This is a genomic window from Nonomuraea sp. LPB2021202275-12-8, from assembly GCF_037044575.1.
GTDB lineage: Bacteria > Actinomycetota > Actinomycetes > Streptosporangiales > Streptosporangiaceae > Nonomuraea.
The window spans coordinates 170686-194697 of sequence record NZ_JBAHWD010000010.1; the positions used below are offsets into that span (position 1 = coordinate 170686).

Annotated in this window: 24 protein-coding genes and 1 pseudogene; 14 read left to right on the forward strand and 11 right to left on the reverse strand. The window is 70.1% G+C overall.

Annotated elements, in window-relative coordinates; translation table 11 throughout:
* Nucleotides 1-176: 176 nt before the first annotated feature.
* Both V5E28_RS20975 and V5E28_RS20980 read right to left on the reverse strand, forming a co-directional pair.
* Nucleotides 177-674, reverse strand: coding sequence for a MarR family winged helix-turn-helix transcriptional regulator (locus tag V5E28_RS20975; protein ID WP_336208663.1), 498 nt, complete (start codon nucleotides 672-674; stop codon nucleotides 177-179).
* A gap of 76 nt (nucleotides 675-750) precedes the next feature.
* Nucleotides 751-1356, reverse strand: coding sequence for a TetR/AcrR family transcriptional regulator (locus tag V5E28_RS20980; RefSeq protein WP_336208664.1), 606 nt, complete (start codon nucleotides 1354-1356; stop codon nucleotides 751-753).
* Nucleotides 1357-1430: 74 nt separating this feature from the next.
* Between V5E28_RS20980 and V5E28_RS20985 the strand changes: the two genes are divergently transcribed.
* A complete protein-coding gene (locus V5E28_RS20985) occupies nucleotides 1431-1838 on the forward strand; it encodes a RidA family protein (protein WP_336208665.1) in 408 nt (135 codons plus the stop codon).
* A gap of 25 nt (nucleotides 1839-1863) precedes the next feature.
* On the opposite strand, the gene V5E28_RS20990 is transcribed toward V5E28_RS20985, so the two are convergent.
* Nucleotides 1864-2205 (reverse strand): hypothetical protein, encoded by a 342-nt coding sequence (locus V5E28_RS20990; protein ID WP_336208666.1) that lies wholly within the window; start codon nucleotides 2203-2205, stop codon nucleotides 1864-1866.
* 89 nt (nucleotides 2206-2294) lie between these two features.
* On the opposite strand from V5E28_RS20990, the gene V5E28_RS20995 reads away from it, so the two are divergent.
* A complete protein-coding gene (locus tag V5E28_RS20995) occupies nucleotides 2295-2894 on the forward strand; it encodes a LysR family transcriptional regulator (RefSeq protein WP_336208667.1) in 600 nt (199 codons plus the stop codon).
* The gene (locus tag V5E28_RS21000; protein WP_336208669.1) at nucleotides 2846-3838 is read left to right on the forward strand and encodes an NAD-dependent formate dehydrogenase; all 993 of its coding nucleotides are present in this window, start codon (nucleotides 2846-2848) and stop codon (nucleotides 3836-3838) included. The genes V5E28_RS20995 and V5E28_RS21000 overlap by 49 nt, the downstream gene beginning before the upstream one ends.
* Nucleotides 3839-3858: 20 nt before the next feature.
* Here the strand turns inward: V5E28_RS21000 and V5E28_RS21005 are convergent, their stop codons facing one another.
* From V5E28_RS21005 to V5E28_RS21025, 5 genes are all read right to left on the reverse strand, one after another.
* Entirely contained in the window at nucleotides 3859-4905 is a 1047-nt protein-coding gene (locus V5E28_RS21005; RefSeq protein ID WP_336208671.1) for an ABC transporter ATP-binding protein, read from the reverse strand.
* Nucleotides 4887-5732 carry an ABC transporter permease gene (locus V5E28_RS21010; RefSeq protein ID WP_442945846.1) on the reverse strand — a complete coding sequence of 282 codons (846 nt, stop codon included), beginning with the start codon at nucleotides 5730-5732 and terminating at the stop codon, nucleotides 4887-4889. The genes V5E28_RS21005 and V5E28_RS21010 overlap by 19 nt, the downstream gene beginning before the upstream one ends.
* A gap of 5 nt (nucleotides 5733-5737) precedes the next feature.
* Nucleotides 5738-6511, reverse strand: coding sequence for a molybdate ABC transporter substrate-binding protein (gene modA / locus V5E28_RS21015; protein ID WP_442945847.1), 774 nt, complete (start codon nucleotides 6509-6511; stop codon nucleotides 5738-5740).
* Between the two features lie 10 nt (nucleotides 6512-6521).
* Complete coding sequence (locus tag V5E28_RS21020) at nucleotides 6522-6935, reverse strand: TOBE domain-containing protein (protein ID WP_336208673.1); 414 nt, start codon at nucleotides 6933-6935, stop codon at nucleotides 6522-6524.
* 647 nt (nucleotides 6936-7582) lie between these two features.
* On the reverse strand, nucleotides 7583-11437 hold the full coding sequence (locus V5E28_RS21025) for a S8 family peptidase (protein WP_336208674.1): 3855 nt from the start codon (nucleotides 11435-11437) through the stop codon (nucleotides 7583-7585).
* 411 nt (nucleotides 11438-11848) lie between these two features.
* Between V5E28_RS21025 and V5E28_RS21030 the strand changes: the two genes are divergently transcribed.
* The 3 genes from V5E28_RS21030 to V5E28_RS21040 are packed head-to-tail and all read left to right on the forward strand — an operon-like array spanning nucleotide 11849 to nucleotide 14702.
* Nucleotides 11849-12856, forward strand: coding sequence for an ABC transporter substrate-binding protein (locus V5E28_RS21030; protein WP_336208675.1), 1008 nt, complete (start codon nucleotides 11849-11851; stop codon nucleotides 12854-12856).
* Nucleotides 12853-13950 carry a FecCD family ABC transporter permease gene (locus V5E28_RS21035; protein WP_336208677.1) on the forward strand — a complete coding sequence of 366 codons (1098 nt, stop codon included), beginning with the start codon at nucleotides 12853-12855 and terminating at the stop codon, nucleotides 13948-13950. The genes V5E28_RS21030 and V5E28_RS21035 overlap by 4 nt, the downstream gene beginning before the upstream one ends.
* Nucleotides 13947-14702 carry an ABC transporter ATP-binding protein gene (locus tag V5E28_RS21040; RefSeq protein WP_336208678.1) on the forward strand — a complete coding sequence of 252 codons (756 nt, stop codon included), beginning with the start codon at nucleotides 13947-13949 and terminating at the stop codon, nucleotides 14700-14702. Before V5E28_RS21035 ends, V5E28_RS21040 begins: the two co-directional genes overlap by 4 nt.
* 94 nt (nucleotides 14703-14796) lie before the next feature.
* On the opposite strand, the gene V5E28_RS21045 is transcribed toward V5E28_RS21040, so the two are convergent.
* Both V5E28_RS21045 and V5E28_RS21050 read right to left on the reverse strand, forming a co-directional pair.
* Nucleotides 14797-15165, reverse strand: coding sequence for an Mth938-like domain-containing protein (locus V5E28_RS21045; RefSeq protein WP_336208680.1), 369 nt, complete (start codon nucleotides 15163-15165; stop codon nucleotides 14797-14799).
* A gap of 9 nt (nucleotides 15166-15174) precedes the next feature.
* A complete protein-coding gene (locus tag V5E28_RS21050; RefSeq protein ID WP_336208681.1) occupies nucleotides 15175-17547 on the reverse strand; it encodes a M28 family peptidase in 2373 nt (790 codons plus the stop codon).
* A gap of 135 nt (nucleotides 17548-17682) precedes the next feature.
* Between V5E28_RS21050 and V5E28_RS21055 the strand changes: the two genes are divergently transcribed.
* From V5E28_RS21055 to V5E28_RS21080, 7 genes and pseudogenes are all read left to right on the forward strand, one after another.
* Nucleotides 17683-18012 carry a DedA family protein gene (locus V5E28_RS21055; RefSeq protein ID WP_336208682.1) on the forward strand — a complete coding sequence of 110 codons (330 nt, stop codon included), beginning with the start codon at nucleotides 17683-17685 and terminating at the stop codon, nucleotides 18010-18012.
* Nucleotides 17996-19099, forward strand: coding sequence for a sensor histidine kinase (locus V5E28_RS21060; RefSeq protein ID WP_336208683.1), 1104 nt, complete (start codon nucleotides 17996-17998; stop codon nucleotides 19097-19099). Before V5E28_RS21055 ends, V5E28_RS21060 begins: the two co-directional genes overlap by 17 nt.
* Nucleotides 19090-19734, forward strand: a complete 645-nt coding sequence (locus tag V5E28_RS21065; RefSeq protein ID WP_336208685.1) for a response regulator transcription factor — start codon at nucleotides 19090-19092, stop codon at nucleotides 19732-19734. Before V5E28_RS21060 ends, V5E28_RS21065 begins: the two co-directional genes overlap by 10 nt.
* Before the next feature lie 212 nt (nucleotides 19735-19946).
* Nucleotides 19947-20075, forward strand: a pseudogene (locus tag V5E28_RS49575) (DUF2510 domain-containing protein); the annotation flags it as partial.
* A 36-nt stretch (nucleotides 20076-20111) separates the two neighbouring features.
* Nucleotides 20112-20465 carry a hypothetical protein gene (locus V5E28_RS21070; RefSeq protein WP_336208686.1) on the forward strand — a complete coding sequence of 118 codons (354 nt, stop codon included), beginning with the start codon at nucleotides 20112-20114 and terminating at the stop codon, nucleotides 20463-20465.
* Nucleotides 20466-20608: 143 nt separating this feature from the next.
* The gene (locus tag V5E28_RS21075) at nucleotides 20609-20983 is read left to right on the forward strand and encodes a GAP family protein (RefSeq protein ID WP_336208687.1); all 375 of its coding nucleotides are present in this window, start codon (nucleotides 20609-20611) and stop codon (nucleotides 20981-20983) included.
* 92 nt (nucleotides 20984-21075) lie between these two features.
* A complete protein-coding gene (locus tag V5E28_RS21080) occupies nucleotides 21076-21513 on the forward strand; it encodes an ester cyclase (RefSeq protein WP_336208688.1) in 438 nt (145 codons plus the stop codon).
* Between the two features lie 49 nt (nucleotides 21514-21562).
* On the opposite strand, the gene V5E28_RS21085 is transcribed toward V5E28_RS21080, so the two are convergent.
* Complete coding sequence (locus tag V5E28_RS21085) at nucleotides 21563-22015, reverse strand: hypothetical protein (protein WP_336208689.1); 453 nt, start codon at nucleotides 22013-22015, stop codon at nucleotides 21563-21565.
* A 157-nt stretch (nucleotides 22016-22172) separates the two neighbouring features.
* Here V5E28_RS21085 and qcrB point away from each other — a divergent pair, with 157 nt between their 5' ends.
* Nucleotides 22173-23780, forward strand: a complete 1608-nt coding sequence (qcrB, locus tag V5E28_RS21090) for a cytochrome bc1 complex cytochrome b subunit (protein WP_336208690.1) — start codon at nucleotides 22173-22175, stop codon at nucleotides 23778-23780.
* The last annotated feature ends 232 nt before the right edge of the window (nucleotides 23781-24012 follow it).

Here is a 24012-nt window from a genome sequence, read left to right on the forward strand (position 1 = left end):
CGACGGCATCTGAACGGCACCGTGGCCGCCCAAGTCAGCCACGTGAGTGGACTGCTCAACCTCAAGACACGCCGCCTGATCGCCGATCCCGACCACGAATGGCGAATCCGAGCGGACAGGCCCGAACTTCTGGGCCTCAAGCCTGATGATCCACGGGACACGCTTTAGTTCTCGCGTCAGGCGAGGGTGTCGAGGAGGCCGCGCACGATCCGGGTGAGCGTCGCGGCATCCTCCCGATCCAGCCCCGCGGAGATCCTGGCCAGGTTGGCCGCGTGCTCGGTGAGCGTCTCGTCGATCACTTCGCGGCCCCTGGCGGTGAGAGCGATGCGGAAGCTGCGGCGATCGGCCGGATCCAGGCTCCGCTCGACCAGCCCGGCCGCCTCCAGCCGGTCCAGCCGGTTGGTCATGCCGGCCCGTGACATCATCAGCGCGGCCGACAGCTCCGAGGGAATCATGGTGTACGGCGGGCCGGTCCTGCGTAGCGCCGACAGCACATCGAATTCGCCCTGCCGGAGCCCGTGCCGTTCGAAGACCTCTTCCACCGCCGCTTCGACGACCCGCGTGAGCCGGGCGATGCGCCCGAACACTCCCAGGGCGGAAAGATCCAGGTCGGGCCGTTCGCGTCGCCACTGCTCGAGAACGAGATCCATGGCGTCCCCGGCTTCCTCGCTCACCCGATGACCTTATCCCCCTCTCTCCGGACTCCGATCATCAAGCCGTCCACGGGCGCCGGGAGGCGTGGGTTGCCGGTCACGGGCGCCATCCGCGTTCGACCGACCGGCGGCATCGGCCGGGGTCGTCGCCCGCGCTGGTGAAGAGCGCGGTAAGCATTGGCACGCCATGCGCCAGCGCTTGGCGTGGCAAGGGCCCTATGACGATCAGCGATGCCAGGCCATGACCGATGGTCCAGCTCTGCGTCGCCAGCTCCAGCGGGTCGACGCCGTGGTCGAAGCGGCCGGCGGCCTTGGCCCGTTCGACGGCGTGGACCAGACGGTGCAGCGCCTCATCCGCGGCCGCGGCGTCCTCCAGCTCGAAGCCGGCGTCGAACATGGTCCTGTAGAGGTCGGGTTCGGCCAGGGCGTTGGACAGGTAGGCGGCGCCGAGGGCTGCCAGATCCCGCACCGGATCCGCGGACGGTGACACCTCGTCCAGCCTGGCCGCCAGGCGGGTGAACCCTTCCTGCCGCACCGCTTTCCACAGGCCGTCCATGCCGCCGAAGTAGGTGTAGACGGCCATCGTCGACAGGCCGGTGCCGGCGACCAGCGAGCGGAGCGTGATCGGCTCCCGGGCGCCGAGCATCTGTGCGGCTCGGTTGATCAGCAGGGAGCGGATCGTCGGGTCTTTCGTTCTCGCCATAGCGCCACAATACATAACATTGCTATGCTTTAGGAGATTGCCGGACTCACCGGTGCCGATCCCAAGGAGCGGACATGACCGTGACGCTGGTCAACCCCGACGGGCTGCCGAAGCCCGATGTCTACCGCCAGATGTCCATCGCCACCGGCTCGAAGCTGGTGTTCCTGGCGGGCCAGGTCGCCCGCGACGCCGAGGGAGGACGAGTCGGGGAGGGAGACCTGGCGGCTCAGGTCGAGCAGTCCTACCTCAATATCGCCACTGCCCTGGCCGCGGCCGGCGGGTCCTTCGACGACGTGGCCAAGCTCACGATCTACATCGTCGACTGGACACCCGACAAGCTGCCACTGCTGGGCGAGGGGGTCGCACGGGCGGCCGCGGCGTTGGGGGTCGACCCGGTCAAGCCGATCACGCTGCTGGGTGTCGCGGCACTGGGCGAACCCGACCTCCTGGTCGAGGTCGAAGCCACCGCGGTCATCGACTGAGTCGGGCGCGTCGGTCCCACGCCGGCTACCGAGGCGGCCCCACCGTCAGAGTCTGATCGGGGCCGCCGATGCGGCGCCAGGCGCCGGTGTCGCGGGACCAGCGGAGGATCTCCGAGCGGTCTCCGGTCAGGACGTACGCCTCCCGCCGGCCGACCTGGACCTCCGCGCCCGCCGAGCCGATGTCCCGCCAGTTCTGGCTCTCGACGTCGGTGCCCGGCTCGGCGAGGACCCGCAGCCGTTCGCGCGCCGGATCGGTGGAGAAGAGGCCGGCGGCGCCTCCATACAGGTCACCGGCAGGACTGGTTGAACGCAGGCCAGGAACAAACTGTGTGCTCTTCCAGGGCTTGGTCCTGCGTAGGAGGGCCACCCCCTGATCAGCACGTAGCCCGGGGCACGTACCGGTCGTCCACAGGCTGGGGATGGACGGGGGGGTGAGCGGCCGGGTCATCCTGTGGCGTGCTGTTGCGCCAGTTGGAGTATCTGGTCGCCCTGGCCCGAGAGCGGCATTTCGGCCGGGCCGCCGCGGCCTGTCACGTCTCTCAGCCGTCGCTGTCGGCGGCCATCCGCAAGCTCGAACGCGAGCTCGACGTGCCGCTCGTCCTCCGCGGGCAGCGGTTCGCCGGGTTGACCCCGGAGGGCGAGCGGGTGCTGCTCTGGGCGCACCGCATCCTCGCCGACGCCGACGCCCTGCGGCAGGACCTGTCCCGGATGCGCGAGGGGCTGTCCGGGACGCTGCGCCTGGGCGCGATCCCGACCGCCCTGACCGCCGCCTCGCTGCTGACCACGCCGTTCTGCGAGCGGTACCCGCACGTCCGGGTGTTGCTGACCTCCCTGTCGTCCCGAGAGATCCGTCGGCAGCTGGCCGAGTTCGAGATCGACATGGCGATGACGTATCTCGACGACGAGGAGGACCTCAGCGAAGGCGAGGTGCATGCGAGCCCGTTGTACGAGGAGCGCTACCTGCTGCTGACACCGTCGGACGGCGAGCTGGCAGCGTCTCGGGCGAGTTGGGCCTGCGCCGCTTCCTGGAGGAGCGCGGCCACACCCTCGTGGTGACCTCGGACAAGGACGGCGACGGCTCGGTCTTCGACCGCGAGCTGCCCGAGGCCGACGTGGTGATCTCCCAGCCCTTCTGGCCCGCGTACCTGACGGACGAGCGCATCGCCCGGGCGCCGAAGCTGAAGCTGGCCATCACCGCGGGCATCGGCTCCGATCATGTCGACCTGGACGCCGCCATCGCCCGCGACATCACGGTCGCCGAGGTCACCTACTGCAACAGCATCAGCGTCGCCGAGCACGCGGTGATGATGATCCTGTCCCTCGTGCGCAACTACCTGCCCGCCCACCAGACGGTGCTGGATGGCGACTGGAACATCGCCGACTGCGTCAGTCGCTCGTACGACGTCGAGGGCATGCACGTCGGCACCGTCGCCGCCGGCCGCATCGGGCTGGCCGTGCTGCGCCGGCTCAAGCCGTTCGATGTGCGCCTGCACTACACCGACAAGCACCGGCTGCCGCGCGAGGTCGAGGAGGAGCTCGGCCTCACCTTCCACGAGGACGCCGCCGCGATGGTCCCGGTCTGCGACGTGGTCACCGTCAACGCGCCGCTGCACCCGCAGACCGAGGGGCTGTTCGACGACAAGCTCCTCGCCACGATGAAGCGGGGCGCGTACCTCGTCAACACCGCGCGCGCCAAGATCGCCGACCGCGACGCGATCGTCCGGGCCCTGGAGAGCGGGCAGCTCGCCGGCTACGCGGGCGACGTCTGGTATCCCCAGCCCGCACCGGCCGACCACCCGTGGCGGAGCATGCCGCACCACGGCATGACCCCGCACATCTCCGGCTCCTCGCTGTCCGCCCAGACCCGCTACGCCGCCGGTACGCGCGAGATCCTCGAATCGTGGCTGGACGGCACGCCGATCCGCGAGGAGTATCTGATCGCCCACGGTGGCGGGCTGGCGGGCGCCGGAGCCCACTCCTACACCACCCGGACGCCGTAGACCGCTCGCCGCGCGGGAGGTCATGACGGGTAGGCGTGGGTCTCGGTCGCCTTGACCGACGCCCAGATCGTCTGGCCGGGCGTCAGGTCGAGGTCGGCGACGGCGGCCGGGGTGATGTCGGCGAACGCGGTGATCGGGCCGTCGAGGTGGACCCGTACGTTGTCGCCGTGGCGTTCGAGGCCCTCGATCGTGGCCTGCCACAGGTTGCGCGGGCTGCCGTCGGGGCGGGTGCGATAGAGCGCCACCGCGGCGGGCGGGAAGGCGACGAACGCGGGCCCTGCCAGCTGTTCGGAGGTGCTGAACAGCAGCTCGCCGACCTTGACCCGCGCTCCGTCGGCCAGGCCGCGATACAGGTTGAGGCCGACCAGGCGGGCGACGTACTCGGTGCGCGGGTTGCGGGCCACCTCGGCGGGGGCGCCCTGCTGGACGATGCCGCCGTTCTCGATGACGATCAGCCGGTCGGCCAGCACCATGGCGTCCAGCGGATCGTGGGTGACCAGCACGGTGGCGCCGTCGAAGTCGGCCAGGTGGCGGCGCAGCTGGGAGCGGACCTCCAGGCGGGTGTGCGCGTCGAGGGCGGCCAGCGGCTCGTCGAGCAGCAGCAGCCGGGGCCGTACGGCCAGGGCGCGGGCGAGCGCGACCCGCTGGGCCTGGCCGCCGGACAGCTGGCGGGGCCTGGCCGCGGCCCGGTCGGCCAGGCCGACGCGTTCCAGGAGGGCGGCGGCCGTGCGGCGGGCCTCGGCCTTGGAGACACCCTGGCAGCGTGGTCCGAAGGCCACGTTGTCCAGGGCGGACAGGTGCGGGAAGAGCAGGTAGTCCTGGAAGACCATGCCGATCGGCCGCTGCTCGGGGGGCAGGGTGTGCAACGGCCGGCCGTCCAGGGTGATCTGCCCGCCGGTCACGGCGGTGAGCCCGGCCAGAGCGCGCAGCGCGGTGGTCTTGCCCGCGCCGTTGGGGCCGAGCAGCGCGACGACCTCGCCCGGGGCGACCTCCAGGGTGATGTCGAGGGCGAAGGCGCCCCGGGTGACGGCCAGGCGGGCGTGGAGCGTCACGGCGAGTTCACCCACCGGTCGCGCAGGCTGGCCAGGATGATCACGGAGACGGCGAGCAGGACGAGGCTGAGCACGATGGCCGCCTCCGGCTCGGTCTCCAGTGCCAGATAGACGGCCAGCGGCATCGTGCGGGTCGTGCCGGGAAAGTTGCCCGCGAACGTGATCGTGGCGCCGAACTCGCCGAGCGCCCGCGCCCAGCACAGCACCGCCCCGGCCACGACGCCGGGCATGATGAGCGGCAGCGTGACCCTACGGAAGACGGTCCAGCGGGATGCGCCCAGCGTGGCGGCCGCCTCCTCGAACCGCTGGTCGGCGCCCCGCAACGCCCCCTCGACGCTGATCACCAGGAACGGCATCGCCACGAACGCCTCGGCGATGATCACGCCTGCGGTGGTGAACGGCAGCGTGATCCCGAACGTGGACTCCAGCCACTGCCCGACCAGCCCCCGCCGGCCGAGCACCAGCAGCAACGCCACGCCGCCCACCACCGGCGGCAGCACCAGCGGCACCGTCACCAGAGCCCGCACCACCCGCCGCCCGGGGAAGGACACCCGGGCCAGCAGCCAGGCCAGCGGCACGCCGAGCAGCAGGCACACGACCGTGGCCACGCTGGCGCACACCAGCGACAGCCGCAGCGCCTCCAGCACCTGCGGCTCGGCCAGCCGCTGGAGCAGCGTCGGCCAGGGGGCGCGGACCAGCAGCCCGGCCAGCGGCAGCACCAGGAACACCAGCCCCAGCACGGCAGGCAGCACCAGCATCCAGGGCAGGCGTCCGGACACCTGGCGGGGTGAGGTGGACCCGCCTGGCGGGTCCTGTCGGTGCGCACGCTCAGAGATGGCCATCGGGCTCAGGGCGTCTCGAAGCCGGCCTTGGTCAGCACGTCCTTGCCCTGCTGCGACAGCACCAGGTCGACGAACCGCTTGGCCAGGTCACCGGCGGGCGCCTTGGCCAGGGTGGCGATCGGGTAGTCGTTGACCGCCTGGTCCGCCTCGGGGAAGGCGATGCCCTGCACCTTGCCTGCCGAGGCGATCACGTCGGTCCTGTAGACCAGAGCGGCGTCCACCTCGCCCAGCTCGACCTTGGTCAGCGTGGCCTTGACGTCCTGCTCCAAGGTGACCGGGGTGACCTTCAGCCCCGCCGCGTCCAGCGCCTTGACCGCCGCCGCCCCGCACGGCACCTGCTCGGCGCAGAGCGCGACCTTCACCTTGGGATCGGTCAGGTCCTTGAGCTCGTCCACCTTGGCCGGGTTGTCCTTCGGCGCGGCGATCTGCAGCTTGTTGCGCGCGAAGGTCGTCGGCGAACTCGCCGGCGAGGCGTCCGTGACCGTCTTCATGGTGGCCGGGCTGGCAGCGGCGAACACATCGGCCGGAGCCCCCTGGACAATCTGCTGCGCCAACGTCGCGCTGGAGCCGAAATTGAACCGCACCGTCGTGCCGGGGTGGGCTGCCTCGAAAGCCTTGCCGAGTTCGGTGAACGTACCGGTCAGCGACGCCGCCGCGAAGACCGTCACCTCCTCGGCCCCACCGGAGGCGGCCGGTGCGTCCGAGCCGCAACCGGACAGTCCGGCGACGGCGAGCGCGACGGGCAGGGCGATCGTCCATCGGGAAAGACGCCTGAACACCAAGGGCTCCTCACAAGACCCCGGCCACGCGCTCGTGACCGGGGATCTCGACGACGACGTTGGTGGACTTGATCACCGCGACGGCCACCACCCCCACTTCCAGACCCAGCTCGTCGGCGGCCTGACGGCTCATCAGCGACACCACCCGGAACGGCCCCGCGGCGAGCTCCACCTGCGCCATCACCGAATCCCGGATCACCTCGGTCACGATCCCGCGAAAACGGTTGCGCGCCGACGAGCGGCCGCCATCGCCGACCGCCTCGACCTGGGACCGGGCGAACGCCGCCAGATCCGCGCCGTTCACCCGCCGATGACCATGCTCGTCCCGCCCGGCCGCCAGCCTTCCCGCGTCCACCCAGCGGCGGACGGTGTCAGCGCTGACCCCGAGCAGTGCGGCAGCCTCGCTGATCCGAAACGATGTCACAATCCCTCACCATACCTTCCGCACATTCCAACCTGAAGGGCGGACTTCCGCCGCAACGGCGGCACGATCCCCCGAGTTGTCCTGGCATCCGCGAGACGAGTGCAGGCGCACGGCCGTGTCCCCACGCCGCGGGAAGGCGTGAGTCTTCGCAGGGACTAATTACTCTCCGTGCCAGCCGGGTACGAACCCCACGGCAGCCCCGGGGGGCGGCCTACTCTCTCGACACCGTCGCCGAAGAGCTCCTATAGCGATCCCGAGCCATCCTCAGGCGAGCGAACCGAAGGTCTGCTCGCCGGCATCGCCGGCCTGCGCCGGCCTGTTCTGGTCACCGCCGGCGTGGGCATGGGCCTGGGCTCGCTGAGCCTGCTCATGGTCGCGTTCGCCGAACAGTACGCGCAGCTCGCCGCCGTCGCGTGGGTCGAGGCCGCACTGGCCGCCGGAAGCGCTGTCGGCGGTCTCGCCTACGGCGCCGTGTCATGGCGGCTCAGCCTGGAGCGTCGGCTGCCATTGCTGGCCACGGCGTTGGCGCTGTCCATGGCCGCCGCCGGATTCGCACCGAACATCGTCGTGCTGTCATTGCGTACCCGAGTCTTTGAGACACGAGGATGCCGGGAGCGCGGTGCGCTCCCGGCATCTCCGCGGTGGGCCTACCTCAGCGTGAACGCCCGGGTAGTGGTCTGCTCGACCTTGTTGCCGCCGGCGTCCCATGCCTCGGCCTTGAGGCTGACGGCGCCCTTGGTCCTGGCGAGCTCAGGGTAGGTGAGCGTGGTGGTGTACACGCCGTCCCTGCCCTTCTTGACCGACGCGTTCTTCCAGGTCTGGCCGTCATCGGTGCTGAAGGAGAGCTTCAGCCCGGCGATGGCCGGCAACTTCTCGGTGGACGGCGCGTGGTTCACGTCGATGTCGAACGTGTGCCGGCGCCCGGCCTGGACGCTGTTGTCCAGCGCCTGGGTGTCCCCGAGGTCGTAGCCGACGAACACCAGCGGCTGGGGCCCGCACGGGCCGGTCATCTGCGGCAGGCTCAGGCAGATGTGGGTGCCGGTGACGGTGTCCTTCGCCCGGCCCTTGGACCGGAACGTCCACACGTTGGTGTTGCCGGCGGCAGTCTGTTCGAGCCGGTAGACGCCTTCCTCCTTCGGCAGGTTGTACAGCGGATAGATGTTGCCCTGGTAGCGCGGGAGCTCCTTGCCGTCCTTGTACAACTTCGCGAAGGCGCTGAAGTAGACGTTCTCTCGTCCCTGCTGTCCGTTGCCGTTCACGAGGCTGAAGGAGGCCATGAAGATATCGCCGGCCCGGCACATCGGGCATTCCAGCCGGTAGCCGCTCCCGGGCAGCGAGGGCATGATCAGGCTTCCGGGGGTGAACACGCCCGCCCCCCAGTTCCGCGTCTGCCTGCCGGGCTTCTCGATCGTCGTGACGATCTTGAGGTCCCTGTCGGTGCCGGTGCTCACGGTGCCCAACCGGAGCGTGTCCGCGGAGAACCCGCTGAAGTACTCGGGCCGCTCGGCAGGTCCGGTGAAGCCGAAGGCCGTCGAGAACGACACCATCTCCAGGGGCTTGAAGCTGTGCCAGGTCTCGGTCTGCAGGCCAGGACCGTCCGGAATGTGGAAGTCGGTGTCCACGGTCCGCAGCCGGTTCTGGGAGTAGCGGTAGGTGAGGCTGGCGGGGATCTTGCCTTCCTCGTACTCCTGCAGCTGGTAGGTGTAGTCGATGTCGGGAGTGCTGGTGATCTCCAGGGTGACGGGGCCGCGGGCCAGCTGGGTACGCAGCTTCTCCGCGGCCGTCCTGGAGATCTGCACCGACGGGAGCTCCGTCTTGCCGGATCCATGATTCGAGACGGGGATGTAGCAGGGGGTGGTCGAGTCGTCGGCGAACAGCACGATGCCCACGGCGCCGGCGGCCTTCAACTGCTGGACGCGGTCGATGTGGATCTGGCAGTACCCGGTCGTGCCGACGACGAGCAGCGCGAGCTTCCCGCGAAGGTCGGTGGCGCCGATCTCCTCGGGGCTGGCGGCGCCGACGTAGGCCAGCTTGTGGCGGCTTGTCCCCGCAGGGAAGGGGACATCCTCCTCACCAAGGCTCTGTCCCTTGTCGAAGTACTCGTTGGTCACGGATGCGATGGAGTACTTCTGCGGGGCCACGGCGCGCACGGCCACCTGCTCGTTGATCGCGGTGAGCCGGGTCGAGAACAGGAACTTCCCCTTGGTGACCTTCTGGGTGGGGGAGACGTACCGGTCTCCGATGGTGATGTTGCCCATCTCCCCCGAGGTCACCGGGCTGCCGTCCCATGCCGTGCGCACATACGTGAGGGCGCCGGCAGCGTGCCTCAGGTCGATCGGCTTCGGGGTCTCGTAGCGCAGGAGGACGGCCTTGCGGGCGTCCAGGGTGACCTCGAGCCCGTCCTCCGGCACGACGACCTCGGGATTCAGCAGCGTGGCGACCGGGCCGGTCGCGCCGTCGGGCGACTGGTGCACGATGCCGGCCGAGACGGAGTAGGTGCCGGGCTCGACCATGTACCGGTAGGCGCCGTCACCTATGTAGATGGCCCCGCGAACGCCGTAGATGTCGGGGACGTCGACCGAGCTCACCCCGGTGAAGAACTCGATGGAACCCGGGGCCTGACCGTTCCTGTTGATGGCGCGGACGGTCAGCGGGACCCGCTTGGGCCCGCGTACCAGGCCGATCGGGGTGGTGACGTGCGTGCCCGAGGCGTCGGTGGCCACCAGGGCGCCGGTGTAGGTGCCCCTGACGAGACCGTCCGGGTGCAGGGTGACGGTGACCTCGGCGGTCCCGCCCGCCGGGACGGTCACCGTGGGGGCGCTGAGCGTCAGCGTGTCCGCCGTGTCCTTCATGGCGGCGTCGAGGGTCAGGGTCACCTCGGCGTCGCCGCCGTTGGCGTAGGTGACGGTCTTGTCCACGGTGTCGTTCTGGTCGACCGGGATGTAACCGAAGTCGGCGTTGGGGGTGGTGGCGATCACTTTCTGGGAGACGGCCCGGGCCACGTCGACCCGGCCGGCGCCCTGCTGGTAGACGGTGTGCCCGGCGTCCTTGGCGGTCGACATGAGCGCCGCCTTGAGCCGTTCGCCGCGCCAGTCGGGGTGTTCCTGGGCGAGGATGGCCGCGGCCCCGGCGACGTGCGGGGTGGCCATGGAGGTGCCCGAGAGCGAGGTGTAGAGGTCGTCGACGGGGGTGCCCAGTTCGGTGCCGGCCGCGCGGGCGGCGACGATGTCCACACCCGGTGCGGCGATGTCCGGCTTGAGCGCGCCGTCGTTGACGCGCGGCCCCCGGCTGGAGAAGCCCGCCAGCGCGTCGGACTTGTCGGTGGCGGCCACGGTCAGCGCCGACGCCGCGGCGCCGGGCGTGCCGACGGTCTCCCTTTCGGGCCCTGAGTTGCCGGCGGCGATCACGAACAGCGCGCCGGTCGACTCGCTGAGCTCGTTGACGGCCTGCGAGAGCACGTCCGTGCCGTCGGTGGCGTCACCGCCGAGGCTCATCGAGACGATCTTCGCCTTGGCTTCACCGACGGCCCACTCCATGCCGGCGATGATGGCGGAGCTGTCACCCGATCCCTCGTTGTCGAGGACCTTGCCGATGGCGAGCTTGGCGCCGGGCGCGACGCCCTTCCTGGAACCGTCAGAGCCGGCACCGGATCCGGCGACGGTGGCGGCGACGTGGGTGCCGTGACCGTGGCCGTCGGCCATTTCCTGGTCGGGAACGAAGCTGCGGCTGGTGGCGATCTTCCCGGCCAGGTCGGGGTGGGCGGCGTCGACGCCGGTGTCGAGGACGGCGACGGTGGTGCCGGAGCCGTCGAGGCCGGCCTTCCACGCCTCCGGCGCGCCGATCAGCGGCACGCTCTCCGCGAGGTCGACCTTGACCTTGGCGTCCAGCCACACCTTGCCGATGCCGCCGGTCAGCGACTTGAGCGGCTTCTCCGGTGTCGCGGCGCTCTGGCCGCGCAGGGTGGACCAGAAGTCCAGCGCGCTGTCCTTGTCCACGGCCACTGCGGCGCCGTGGATGCTGGGCAGCGACAGCTGGGCGGTGCTCGCGGGCAGGGCCTGAGCGGTGGCCGCGACCGAGGCCTGCGGAGCGCTGCCCTGGTACTGCACGATCAGCGGCAGCTGCTTGGCCGCGTCGTCGGCGAAGCCGTTGGTCGCGAGGTACCGCACGTCGAACAGGCGGCGCTCCAGGACCCCTGCCTCGATGGCGGGCCGCGCGTCGTCCGGGATGACGAAGATCCCTTCCGGGCTCGCCTCGCTCCGGAAGATCGGGGTGCTGCCGTCCTGGCGGCGGACGGCCTTGGGGGTCGCGGTGTAGCGGCCACTGCCGTCCCGGGTGAGACCGACCGTGTCACCGGTGATCAGGGTGACGTTCCACGCGCCGCCACCGGCGCCGGCCGGGGTGACGACGTCGCCGTCATCCTCGGCGGCGGCGCTCGCGGTCGCTGGTGTGAGCAGTCCGGCGACCAGTGCCGTGACGGCGGCTCCGACTAACACTCTGCGCATGATGCGTTCCTGTCTTCTTGCGGGATGGAGGACGGGGCGGCGCGCCTCATACGTCGACCCAGCTGTCATCGAGCTCCGGCGCCGGTGCGCTGCCGGCATCCTGCTCGTCGTCGTCTATGTCTTCGGGAGCACGCTCGGGCATGCGACAAGGGTCAAGGATCCGGCCGAGAGATACCTATGGGGCGAATGCCCCATTTGTGGCGCGCCGGCCAGATGGTGCGGGACTACCGGCGGGGCCTTAATGCAATTTGCTGGCAATTGCGGCCTATGGGCAGAATGGAGCTGTTTCTCGCATCGCGATCATTCGACCTCTCACCTCCGGAGACTCACCCACATGAGCCGCCCGCCCCGTACCGCCCCAGCCATGCCGACCGCTCGCGACAGCGCGCTGCTGAAGGCGGTAGCCGGATCATGAGAAGGTTGCTGGTCCTGGTGGCGGCTCTGACACTGACCGCCTGCTCACAAGCTCCCGTCGCCCAGGAGGCCGAACAGGCGGCGGCGCCGCAGGCCGGCTTCCCCGTCACAGTCGAGAACTGCGGGCGCACGCTCACCTTCGACGAGCCGCCCGCCAAGGTGGTGACCGGCTACCACCCCTCCCTGGAGACCCTGCTCGCCCTCGGCCTGGGCGACCGGATCGCCGGGCGCACGAACTTCTCCGAAAGCGCCTTCCTGCCGGGGCAGAAGGAGCAGTACGACAAGATCCCGGAGATCGCCCCGACGATCATGCTGCCGCAGAAGGAGGTCATGCTCGCCCGGGGCTCGGACTTCGTCCTGGACAACGCGATGGCCGGCTTCGACGCCGCCGGCGGTTACGCCACCGTGGAGGAGCTGAACTCGGCCGGCACCCCGGTGTACATCCTGGGCGGCTGGTGCAGTCCCGAGGAGGTGCTGCAGTTCACCATCGACGACACCTTCACGGACCTGCGCAACCTCGGCAAGATCTTCGGCGTCTCCGACCGGGCCGAGAAGCTGGTCAGCGAGCTGCAGGGGCAGCTGGCCGACGTGAAGAAGCGCGTCGAAGGCCGGACTCCGGTCAAGGTGCTGGCCACCGACGGCGGCAAGGGCCCGGTCAACGCCTACGGCGGCTCCGGGATCACCAACCAGATGATCGCCCTGGCCGGCGGCGTGAACGCGCTGGCCGACGTCAAGGGCGACTACACCGAGGTCAGCGCCGAGAAGATCAGCGCCGCCCTGCCTGACGCGGTCCTGATCAGCGACTACGCCACCCTGCGCGGCGAGGACATGCCGAGCTCGCCGGCCAAGGCCGCCGAGGCGTTCGCGATCGCCAGGAACAGCCCCGCCGCCGAAAAGCAGCGCTACCTCGCGCTTCCCGTGGCGGCCCAGCACCCCGGCTACCGCAACATCTTGGCCATCGCCGACATCGCCCGCTTCCTGCACCCGGACGCCTTCGCCCAGTGACCAGCACAACTCAGCAGCACCCGGCACAGACCGGGCTCGTACCCAAGAGTCGCCGCGCGAGCAGGTTCCTCGTGCTCGTCGTCGCGCTCCTCGTCGCCGTCGTCGCCTCGACCTGGCTGGCGGTGAGCATCGGCGCGGTGCACGTCGCCCTGCCCCAGGCCTGGGGCATCGTCGCCGACCGCCTCGTCCCAGGCGTGGTGCCGCGCACCTGGACCCCGGTGCAGGAGCAGATCGTGTGGGAGTTCCGGCTGCCGAGGGCGCTGCTGGCGCTCCTGGTCGGGGCCGGGCTGGCGGTGGTCGGGGCGGTGCTGCAGGCGCTGGTACGCAACCCGCTGGCGGACCCGTTCCTGCTCGGGGTCTCCTCCGGCGCCTCGTTCGGGGCGGTGCTCGTGCTGATCCTGGGCGCCTCGGCGCTGGGTGGGCTGTCGCTGTCGGCCGCCGCCTTCGCCGGCTCCCTGCTGGCTTTGGGACTGGTGTACGCACTGGCGCAGCGTTCCGGGCGGATCACCCCGTCGCGGCTGGTGCTGGCCGGGGTGGCGCTGGCGTACCTGTTCCAGGCCGCCTACAGCTATGTCCTGCAAGCGGCGCAGAGCGGCCGGGCCGCGCAGCAGGTGCTGTTCTGGCTGATGGGCAGTCTCGGCGGCGCCCGCTGGCACATGCTGCCGCTGCCGGCCGTGGTCCTCGCCGTCGGGGTGACGTACCTGCTGCTGCAGCACCGCCCGCTGAACGCGCTGGCCGCCGGGGAGGAGACCGCCATCTCGCTCGGGGTGAACGTGAACCGGTTCCGCCTGAGCCTGTTCGTGCTGACCTCGCTGCTGGTCGGCGTGCTGGTGGCCACCAGCGGCGCGATCGCGTTCGTCGGCCTGATCGTGCCGCACACCGCCCGGCTGCTCGTCGGCGCCGACCACCGCCGCGTGCTGCCCGTCACAGCCCTGCTCGGAGCCGTGTTCCTCCAGCTCGTGGACGTCGCCGCCCGCACCGTCAACGCACCGCAGGAGCTGGCGCTCAGCATCGTCACGGCCCTGTTCGGCGTGCCGTTCTTCCTGTGGCTGCTGCGCCGCCGCTCCGTGGACCGGGCGGTGAGCGTCACGTGAAGCTCGACCTGCGAGGCGTGGCCGTCGCGCTCGACGGCCACCCGATCGTGCACGAGGCCGACCTCCTGGTGGCCGACGGCGAGTTCGTCGCCCTGGTCGGGCCGAACGGCTGCGGCAAGTCCACCCTCCTCCGGACGATCTACCGGGCCCTGCGCCCCGCCGCCGGGCTCATCACCGTGGACGGCGACGACGTGCACCGGCTCCCGACTCGCCAGGCCGCCCGGCGAACCGCCGTCGTCGCCCAGGAAACCCCTGCGGACCTGGACTTCACGGTGGCCGAGATCGTCCTCATGGGCCGCACCCCGTACAAGCCCGACGCCGCCGCCGACGAGGAACTGTGCGCGCGGGCGCTGGACCGCGTCGGCCTGGCCGGCGCGACTGAGCGCGTCTTCGCCACCCTGTCCGGCGGCGAGAAACAACGCGTCCTCCTCGCCCGCGCCCTCGCCCAGCAGACCCGCCTGCTCCTGCTGGACGAGCCCACCTCCCACCTCGACGTCCGCCACCAGCTGGAGATCCTGCACCTGGTGCGCGACCTGGGCACCGAGTTGGGCATCGCCACCCTGGCCGTGCTCCACGACCTCAACCAGGCCGCCGCCTTCTGCGACCGCCTCTACGTCATGAACGCCGGCCGCATCGTCGCCGGCGGCCCTCCCGAACAGGTCCTCACCCCCGAACTGATCTCCCAGGTGTACGGCGTGCGCGCCGTCCATCGCACCCAGCTCGTCTTCGAACGGCTCAAGGAGGAGCAGTGATCACCCGGCTGCCGGCCATGTCGCCCCGGATCCGGTGGCGCCTGGCCGGACTCGTCCTGCTGCTGTCCATCACGAAGCCCTGAGGCGGTACTGGTCAGCAGGTGGAGTGGAACAGGCCGCCGATCGGGGTGGTCCCGGCGAGCGAGTTGTACCGCTGGACGGCGGCGGTCGTCTCCTCCACGTGGACCTCGATGCCTTTCCCCTTCAGGAGGTCCAGAGTCTCGGGGCACGTCTCCAGGACCAGTTGCATGCCACGGGAGAGGATGATCACTTGGCTGCCGTGGTCGAGCAGCTCCTGTACGTCCGCGGGCTGGATACCGGGCTGGTGCCTGGTGCCGCTCTCGTTCCAGTCCCAGGGACGTCCACCGCCGGGGTAGAGCTTGAAGTCCTTGCCCTCGCCGAGACCTTCGACCACCATCCGGCCCCATGAGATATGCGTAATCAGCGGGGATCGACGCTCCATGACGCGAGGCTATGTCAGGCCCGTCGCCGACGTAAGCCTCCGGCTTCCGCCTCTCCGGGGGGCGCTGGTCAGGGTGTAACTGCGGGTGACCGCGGTGAGGTCGCCGTCCTCTCTGGTGGCGGCGACCAGGTCAGGGGGTCTGGGGACGAAGCCCGGCACCGCGGTCAGCCCGTCTGTCTCGGCGATGGCGGTGAGGCGAATCCGGTCCGCATCCGCTACGCGCACGGTGATCTGGACTCCCTGGGCGGGGATGCCGCGGAAGCGGATCTCTGCGGGCCAGGTGCCGGCTCGCGTACCGGTGACGGACACGCTCACCGATCCGTACCGGCCGGCCGACGCGGTGGCGTGGGTGATCGGCTGGTCGAGCCTCAGCGTCACCGAGCGCGCGCCCTTCCCCGCTGTCACGTGCAGCTTGAGCAGGTCCCCGCTATGGGCAAGGACTGCGGCTCGCGGGCCGTCGGCGGTGATCGCCGGGGCGGGCCCCGTCCGCAGCGTGCCCCGCGCGTACCCGGCCGGCAGCGCGGAGGTGTCGTGGCCGGACACGTACCGCCTGGTCCACCGCGCCGGGTCCGCGTCGGCGCTGACCCAGTGGGCGGTGCGGGTGTCGGCGTCCATGACGTACGCCAGATGTGTCCGCTGCGGCCTGCCGGCGTCGAAGTCGTCCCCCACCAACCCGGCGGCGACCAGCCCCACCGCGAGGAGTAGGGCCGTACACGGTACGGCGAGGACGGCGGCACGTTTCTGCCGGGTGGCGAGATCGGGCAGGAACAGTTCCACGAGCGGCACCACGATCAGCCCGAACAGCGCCAGCACCAGCGCGCTCGCCCCGCCGAGCGCCAGTCCCATCCCGTCGAAGACGTTTCCGGCCAGGGACGGCAGCAGCATCGCGGCCGTGATCGGACCCAGCATCGCCACGACCGTCCGCGCCCAGGCAGGCGTGCGGAGCAGGACTGCGGCCAGCCAGCCGAGCGCGCCCATCAGCGCCGGCAGGGCGAACAGGAACGAGGCCCCGGGAGCGACCTGGGCGCACAGCACGCCCAGCCCGGCGAGCCAGGTCAGCGCCCCGACCGCCAGCGCCGCCGGGCCGAGCCTGCGGCGCAGCACCAGATACCAGCCGAGGACCGCCAGCGCGCACAGGACCGCGATCGCCGCCTGGTACGGACGCGGGCGATGCAGCAGCCCGCCCATCAGGTCGTAGGCGGGCCGCCAGGCCACCAGCAGTTCCCACAGCCCCTGCGCCAGTGCGGCCGACACCACCAGCGGCGCCACGGCCGAGACCGTCGCCGCGATCAGCCGGGGCAGGCTCAGCAGCCGCCTGACGCGAGCCAGCAGCGCCAGGCCCGCCACCGCGACGACGGCCAGCACCGCCAGCGGCCAGACGAGCTTGTCCGGATACGTGATCATGGTGCCGAGCGCGCGGAAATAGGTGACGTCGTGATCGGAGGTCACCGTCCGCAGGTCCGCGTCGCCGAGGGCGCGCGCCAGTGTCAGCATGTTGCCGCCGTGGTGTTGCAGGCTGCCCCGGTTGAGGTTGGCGATGGAGTCGCTCGCCGTGTGATACAGCGAGGAACGCTGGATGTAGGCGAAGTTCATGCCGGTGAAGCCGGCCTTGGTCAGCGGGGTGAAGTCGGTGTTGTTCGGCAGCAGCCGATACAGCTCCACCATGGCGGAGTGACCGCGCGGCGCGGGGACGGCGTTGACGAAGGTCTCGACCAGGCGGGCGTTGTTCGTGGAGGTCTCGAACAACAACGAGGGGCCGCTGACCCCGCGGGCCTCCCAGTTCAGCAGCACGCCTCCGGCCTTGCCCAGGGGGTGTTCGCGGACGAAGGCCTCGGCGCCGAGCACGCCGTCCTCCTCGCCGTCCGACATGAGCAGCACGATGTCGTTACGCGAGCCGGGACCGGCGCGCAGTGCCCGGACGGTCTCGATCATCGCGGCCACGGCGGCGCCGTCGTCGGAGGCGCCCGGCCCCGTGGCCGCGGAGTCGTAGTGCGCGGCGATGAGCACGGTGCCGGTGGAGCCCGTTCCCGGCAGCCGGCCCACGATGTTGTCGACCTGGCCGAACGTCGCCAGCCCGGCCGCGGACCGGGTGCCGACCGAGCGCTGGATCTCGACCTGCAGTCCTGCCGCGCGTAGTCGCCGCGCCAGGTAGTCCCTGGCCCGGTCGCTCGCCGCGCTGCCGATGGGCCGCGGTTCGGCGGCGAACCGCTTCAGGTGAGCCAGCGCGCGCTCGGCGCTGAACTGCTCGCCCGGGGCGGTGGCCGGCAGGGGTTGCATAGTGCTGTCGGCCATGGCGGACAGCATGATGACCGCGATCAGGGTGAGCAGGGCGGCCGGCCCGGCCGGCAGTCGCCGCGGGACGTCGAACAACTTTCCGATCATGACCTGGAACGGTAGGCCGGGCCGCGATCCGGCGGAATGAGGCGCCCACCCGCCCGCACCTGCGGTTTTCCGCAGCCCCGAACCGGCCATGCGCCTCATTCCGGACATAGGGCGATCGTTCATAGCCTTTGAGGCATGACGGATTGGCTGATCGAACTGATGGAGATGCTCGGAGCGCCGGGCGCGGGTATGGTCCCCATCTTCCGCAGCATGATCTCGATCCCGGCCGGGGTGGAACGCATGCCGCTGGGTGTCTTCACCCTGCTGACCACGGCCGGCAGCCTCATCTGGAACACGATCTTCGTCCTGGCCGGCTACGCCCTGGGCGAGAACTGGTCGCTGGTCGAAACCTACGTCGGGATGGGCACCGACATGGTCATCGCCCTGGTCCTGCTGGCCGTGCTCGTCTTCGTGGGGGTCAGGCTGGGCGAGCGGCGCAAGGGGCGGCATGCGCTCCGTGGCTAAGGGGCTGCAAGTGCTGGGGGCGGTGATCCTCGGAACCGTCACCGCCCTGCTCAGCCTCGTCTTCCTCCTGCCGGCGCTGGCGTTCGCCCGCCGGAGCACGGTGCGGGAGGCGGCGCGGCGGCTGGCCGTGCTCGAGGCCCGCCGCCTGCGACTCGACCCCGCCGCCCTGGGCCTCGATGCGGTTCGCGCGGACGGGCGGGAACTGCGTTACCTGGCGGCCAGACTGCCGGTAGGCGTTCTCGGCGGCCTGACAGTCGTCCTGCTCGGTTGCGGCATCGGGGTGGCCGGAGTTCTGGCCTGGTCCTGGGGCAGGGGGCTGCCATTCGACGGCATGCTGCCTACCGCGCCGCTGCTGGTCTACGCCGCCCTCGCAGGGGCCGTTCTGCTCTTCCTGAACCTGTCGGGCTTGGTGGGCGCGGACGCGCTGGAGCGGCGGCTGGCGCAACGCATGCTCGGCCCCGACCCCACCGAAGCACTGCGGCGCCGCATCACCGAGCTGGCCGAAAGCCGCGCGGGCGTGCTGGCGGCGGTCGACGCGGAGCGGCGCCGGATCGAACGGGACCTGCACGACGGACTGCAGCAGCGGCTGGTGGCACTGTCCATGCTGGTCGGACGGGCTCGCCGGGGACGGCCCGAACTGCTCGCGCAGGTACACGAGCAGGCGCAGCAGGCACTGGGTGAGCTGCGCGAGGTGGCCTGGCGGGTCTACCCGTCGGGGCTGGACTCACTCGGGCTCGCCGACGCGCTGGCCGGCGTGGCCGAGCGCTCGAGCATCCCGGTCAAGGTCGTGTGCGAGCTGTCCGCGCGCCCGCCGATGGCGGTGGAGACGGTGTCGTACTTCGTGGCCAGCGAGGCGGTGACCAACGCGGCCAAGCATGCCGGGGCCACCGCAGTCACCGTCGAGGTTCGCGAACACGACACAATGGTCGTCGTGCGCGTACACGACGATGGAGCAGGTGGGGCGGACGCGGCGGGCGGCGGCCTGTCGGGGCTGGCGCGGCGGGTCGCCGCGCTGGACGGCCGTTTCACCGTGACCAGCCCCGTCGGCGGGCCCACCACGATCACGGCAGAGCTGCCGTGCGGGTGATCCTGGCCGAGGACTCCACACTGCTGCGTGAGGGCCTGGTACGGCTGCTCGACGAGGAGGGCCACGACGTCCTCGCCGCCGTCGGCGACGGCGAGGCGCTGGTCGAGGCGGTCGCGGCGGAGGAGCCCGACGCGGTCGTGGTGGACGTACGGATGCCGCCCACGCACACCGACGAGGGCCTGCGCGCCGCACTGGAGATCAGGCGCCGCTGGCCGCGCGTCAAGGTGCTGGTGTTGTCGCAGTACGTGGAGAAGAAGTACGCCACCGAGCTGATGAGCGGGGACGTGGACGGCGTCGGCTACCTGCTCAAGGACCGGGTGGCGCAGGTCGGCGACTTCCTGGACGCGCTGGAGCGGGTGGGCGCCGGGGGCGCGGCCTTCGACCCGGAGGTGGTGCGGCAACTCCTGGCCCGCACCAGCCACGCCGACCCCCTGGCCCGGCTGACCGGCCGGGAGCGCGAGGTGCTGGAGCTGATGGCGCAGGGCATGACCAACGCCTCGATCGCCCAGGCGCTGCACGTGTCACAGAGTGCGGTGGAAAAGCACGTCAACGCCCTGTTCGACAAGCTGTCCCTCTCCCACACCACCGGCTACAGCCGCCGGGTCCTGGCCGTCCTGCGCTACCTCGGCTCCTGAGGCACCCCGCACGGCGCAAGCGGCTGGACGACCGTAAGGGCGTTGAGCGGGAGCTTGTTCGTGCTCTGCACCGCGATGAGGACAGCACTGAGGGCCGGTCCCTCACATCTCGCGGATCTTGTTAGACGAGCGCTCTCGACGGCTGCTAGCGTGCGGGTGGTTCTAGATCGTCCCTGTTTCGACGCTCATGGCAGTGGAAGGCAGGACACCCAGTGGATGGACCGCGACCACCGCACCACCCAAGCCCGCCTGGTCCCGGCTTCTACCCGGACCCTGGTGGTCAGCCATTCTTGCGCCAGTGGGACGGCAAGCGATGGACCGAGCAGACGGCCGCTCCGGGCGCCCCGCCGGCCCCACCCGTCAGAACGCGGAAGTGGATGCTCCCCGTTGGGATCGCCATCGGCGCCTTGGTGCTCGTCGGCGGCATCGTCGGAGGCGTGGTCGTCATGCGGGGCGGCGACCCGGTCGTCGTTGTGAGGTCCTCGGGGCAGGAGATCCGGGCGAGCGAGGTGGCCGAGAACCTCGGCTCGATCTCCATGGCTCATTTCAATCTCGAACGTGAAGCCGGAAAGCCCCAGTCCAAGGAGCGGAAGAAGCTGTGCGGGCACATCGCCGGGTGGATAGTGGACGAGGACAAGCCGCTGGCACTGCCGCTGGAGTCGATGGGCGAACCCCTGCGGTTCCCGGAGGGGCCAAAGCCATTCCTGAATGCGTGTCTGGCCGCTGAGTAGCGCTCCTCTGCCGGCCTTTCAGAGGTCCTGACAAAGGACTCATCGGCCGAGGCGTCGCCAGCAGATGATCGCGGCGGCGAGGGTCATGAACGCTTCGTGGTGTCGTCGCGGATCTCCCAGCGGATGCGCAGGCGGCGGAACCAGTGCAGCAGGGCTATCGTGCGCTCCACCGGCAGCAGGACCGCTTCAGCCCGGGGAAGGTCCTCGGGCTCGGGCTCGCACTGTCGGCGGCCAACCTCAAGAACGCCTCCCTGACCGTCGCCGCCGCCGCCTCGATCAGCTCGTCCGAGATTCCCACCGGGCAACAGATCGCATCCCTGGCGACCTTCGTGGTCATCGGCTCACTCGGGATCCTGGCCCCGCTCGCAGTCTTCCTGTTTCTCGGAGACCGGGCCAGAAGCGTGCTCGGCGGCTGGAAGAACTGGGCGGCACGGCACAACGTCGCGGTGATGGCCGCCCTGTTCTTCGTCCTCGGACTGAAACTGCTCGGCGACGGAATCGGCATCCTCACCTCCTGAGCCCGACCAGGATGAGCGTGTCTGTCGTCCTGCTGCCGAGGTCAGCGCCGATGACTGGATAGCGTCGCTGTTATCTGGACCGAGGAGGGGCGATGTCAGAGGACAGCCAGGTCAGCGATGCGCTGACCGACGCCATCAACGATCACACACTGGACGGAATACTACGGCTCTACAGCCCGCAGGCGGTTTTCGTGGCCCCAGGAGGCGTCGCCGAAGGGCACGAGCAGATCGCCACCTTCTACGGGCACATGTTCGAAGGCTTCCCGGACGCACGTGCCACGCTCTGGAGAAAGATCACCAATGGCAGCGTGACACTGCACCAATGGACGCTGACCGGCACCCACCTCGGCCCTTTCCTCATGCCCGGCGGTGGCACACTCGATGCGACCGGCCAAGGCGTCGCGGTGCGCGCGTGCAGCACGGCCGATATGGACGGCGACCTCATCGTCAGCCACCAGTTCTACTTCGACCAGCTGGAGCTGTTCGCGTCCCTCGGGGTCCGGCTCAGTCCCGAGGGACCAGGAGCTTGAGACCACCCCTCCGGTTCCCCTCTCCCAGGACGGAGAACCGGTCCTGGCTCTAGCCAGGAGACCTGTCCGTGGGGCGGATCTCGCTGAACAGCCTGAGCGTCACCGGCCGCGGCGGAAGCCAGGCGGGCAGGCGCAAGCTTCTCGAGGAGAACACCGTCTCCAGGACGATCTTCACGTATGGGCGCTCACCGGGGATCTCGGCGCACACGACCGAGACGGGTGAGCGCACCGCCTGGCGTCCGAATCGCAGCCATGCATGTGCGTCGCGGTCGAGTTCCGCCGACTCCCAGTGCAGCACCGGCGGCTCGGCGCGGTGCGACGGCAAGGGGAGCCGCAGAGCGAATCCCGCCAGAGCGGCAGTGTTGGGCCGCAGGTAGAAGGCGCCGTCGAGGCGCGGCGGCGCGTACAGGAGCCAGAGTCCCTGCTGCCTGCTCGTTGTCAGCCTCGCTTCGGTCGCCTCCAGGGCGATCCGCCATGAGCCGGGGCCGGTGGACGTCGCCATGGATCACCTCGCCGTGTTCGAACGTGCGCCAGTCACTCCCAAGACGTACGGCACCCCGCGAATGTGACATCCCACCGCTGTGGAGGGCTTCCGCGGATGTCACAATTCCGCGCCCCTGGACGTCTTAGTCATGACGCGGACAGAAAGGGAGTCGCCCATGCAAACCGGACCAAAGGCGGTCCCCAGCAGCATCGCCCGGACATCATCGTTCCTCGACGATCGCCTGGGAGCGGCCCGTTTCCTGAACCGCAACCTGCGCAAGATCTTCCCCGATCACTGGTCTTTCCTGCTGGGCGAGATCGCGCTCTACTCGTTCGTCATCCTGCTGCTCACCGGCACGTTCCTGACGTTCTGGTTCAAGCCGAGCATGGGCCACGTGGTCTACGACGGCGTCTATGCGCCGTTGAGGGGCGTGGTGATGTCCGAGGCGTACGCCTCCACGCTGGAGATCAGCTTCGAGGTGCGCGGCGGGCTGCTCATCAGACAGATCCACCACTGGTCGGCGCTGGTGTTCATCGGCGGCATGATGGTCCACGCGCTGCGCGTGTTCTTCACCGGCGCCTACCGCAAGCCGCGCGAGCTCACCTGGGTCATCGGGGTCACGATGCTCGCGCTGGCCCTGCTGGCGGGGTTGACGGGCTATTCACTGCCGGATGATCTGCTGTCGGGTGCCGGCCTGCGGGTCACCCAGGGCGTGCTGATGTCGCTGCCACTGGTCGGTACGTTCGTGACCTTCTTGTTGTTCGGCGGCGAGTATCCGGGCGAGGACGTCGTCTCCCGGTTCTACTCGCTGCACGTCCTGCTGATTCCTGGGGCGTTGCTGGCGTTGATATCTGCGCATCTGGTGCTGATGTGGGTGCAGAAACACACGCAGATGCCGGGCAAGGGCCGCACCCGTACGAATGTGATGGGCGCTCCGCTGTATCCGTCGTTCATGGCCAAGACCAGTGCGTTCTTCCTGTTCACCCTCGGCGCGGTGGCGGGGATGGCCACCCTCGCCCAGATCAACCCCGTGTGGCTGTACGGCCCTTACAGTCCGGCCGACATCTCGGCCGGCTCCCAGCCCGACTTCTACCTGGGCTTCCTGGAGGGCGCGCTGCGCCTGATGCCCGCCTGGGAGGTCAACCTTTTCGGCACCGGGCAGGCGGGCACGGTGCCGTTGAGCGTGGTCGTCCCGGCGCTGGTGCCGCTGGGCGTCATCCTCACCGGGATGCTGCTCTACCCGTTCATCGAACAGTGGATCACCGGCGACAAGCGTGAGCACCACATCCTGGAGCGCCCCCGCAACAACCCGCACCGCACCTCGATCGGCATGACCGCCATCGTCTTCTACGGCGTGCTGTGGCTGCTGGGAGCCAACGACGAGATCGCGTCCACCTTCCACATCAGCCTGAACGCCACCACCTACGCCGGACGCGTCCTGGTGATCGCCGGACCCGTGCTCGCCTACCTCATCACCTACCGGATCTGCCTCGGCCTGCAACGCTCCGACGCCGAACTCATCGGACACGGTGTGCCCACCGGCGTGATCAAGCGCCTGCCCAGCGGCGCGTTCACCGAACCGCACGCACCGCTGAGCGAGGACATCGAGGCGCACCTGCGCGGCAAGGAAGCCGTGCCGGTGCTCACCGCCCACAACGGTTCCGGCGTCCCGCCCGCACGCCTGCGCAGCCCTCTCGGCAGGCTACGGGCCCGGATGTCCGCCGCCTACGGCGGGCAGAAGGTCGCCCTGGACGAGGAGCGCGACCGGTCCCTGACACCCTGAACGTCACGTACGAAGCACCCTTGTCGAGCGCCAGACTCCAGCCAGGAGCGTGCATCGGGCTGAGAAGAACGACGCAGCTCAGGTCTCGAAGAACTAAGACCGAGGTCACCGATCTTGCCGATCAGGGCGTAACCGGCGTTGTTCACGATGACGTGGCCCTGCGAAGGACGGTCCCCACGGTGTGGGGACCGTCGAGCGCCGCACGAGGCCGCCTGGATGACCTCGGTTCTCT

Excerpts from the sequence above, each read along its gene's own strand:
- V5E28_RS20980 (WP_336208664.1), bottom strand. The coding sequence starts at position 1,356 with ATGGCGAGAACGAAAGACCCGACGATCCGCTCCCTGCTGATCAACCGA.
- V5E28_RS20985 (WP_336208665.1), top strand. The coding sequence starts at position 1,431 with ATGACCGTGACGCTGGTCAACCCCGACGGGCTGCCGAAGCCCGATGTC.
- V5E28_RS21010 (WP_442945846.1), bottom strand. The coding sequence starts at position 5,732 with ATGGCCATCTCTGAGCGTGCGCACCGACAGGACCCGCCAGGCGGGTCC.
- V5E28_RS21025 (WP_336208674.1), bottom strand. The coding sequence starts at position 11,437 with ATGCGCAGAGTGTTAGTCGGAGCCGCCGTCACGGCACTGGTCGCCGGA.
- V5E28_RS21030 (WP_336208675.1), top strand. The coding sequence starts at position 11,849 with ATGAGAAGGTTGCTGGTCCTGGTGGCGGCTCTGACACTGACCGCCTGC.
- V5E28_RS21045 (WP_336208680.1), bottom strand. The coding sequence starts at position 15,165 with ATGGAGCGTCGATCCCCGCTGATTACGCATATCTCATGGGGCCGGATG.
- V5E28_RS21050 (WP_336208681.1), bottom strand. The coding sequence starts at position 17,547 with ATGATCGGAAAGTTGTTCGACGTCCCGCGGCGACTGCCGGCCGGGCCG.
- V5E28_RS21055 (WP_336208682.1), top strand. The coding sequence starts at position 17,683 with ATGACGGATTGGCTGATCGAACTGATGGAGATGCTCGGAGCGCCGGGC.
- V5E28_RS21060 (WP_336208683.1), top strand. The coding sequence starts at position 17,996 with ATGCGCTCCGTGGCTAAGGGGCTGCAAGTGCTGGGGGCGGTGATCCTC.
- V5E28_RS21070 (WP_336208686.1), top strand. The coding sequence starts at position 20,112 with ATGCTCCCCGTTGGGATCGCCATCGGCGCCTTGGTGCTCGTCGGCGGC.
- V5E28_RS21080 (WP_336208688.1), top strand. The coding sequence starts at position 21,076 with ATGTCAGAGGACAGCCAGGTCAGCGATGCGCTGACCGACGCCATCAAC.
- V5E28_RS21085 (WP_336208689.1), bottom strand. The coding sequence starts at position 22,015 with ATGGCGACGTCCACCGGCCCCGGCTCATGGCGGATCGCCCTGGAGGCG.
- qcrB (WP_336208690.1), top strand. The coding sequence starts at position 22,173 with ATGCAAACCGGACCAAAGGCGGTCCCCAGCAGCATCGCCCGGACATCA.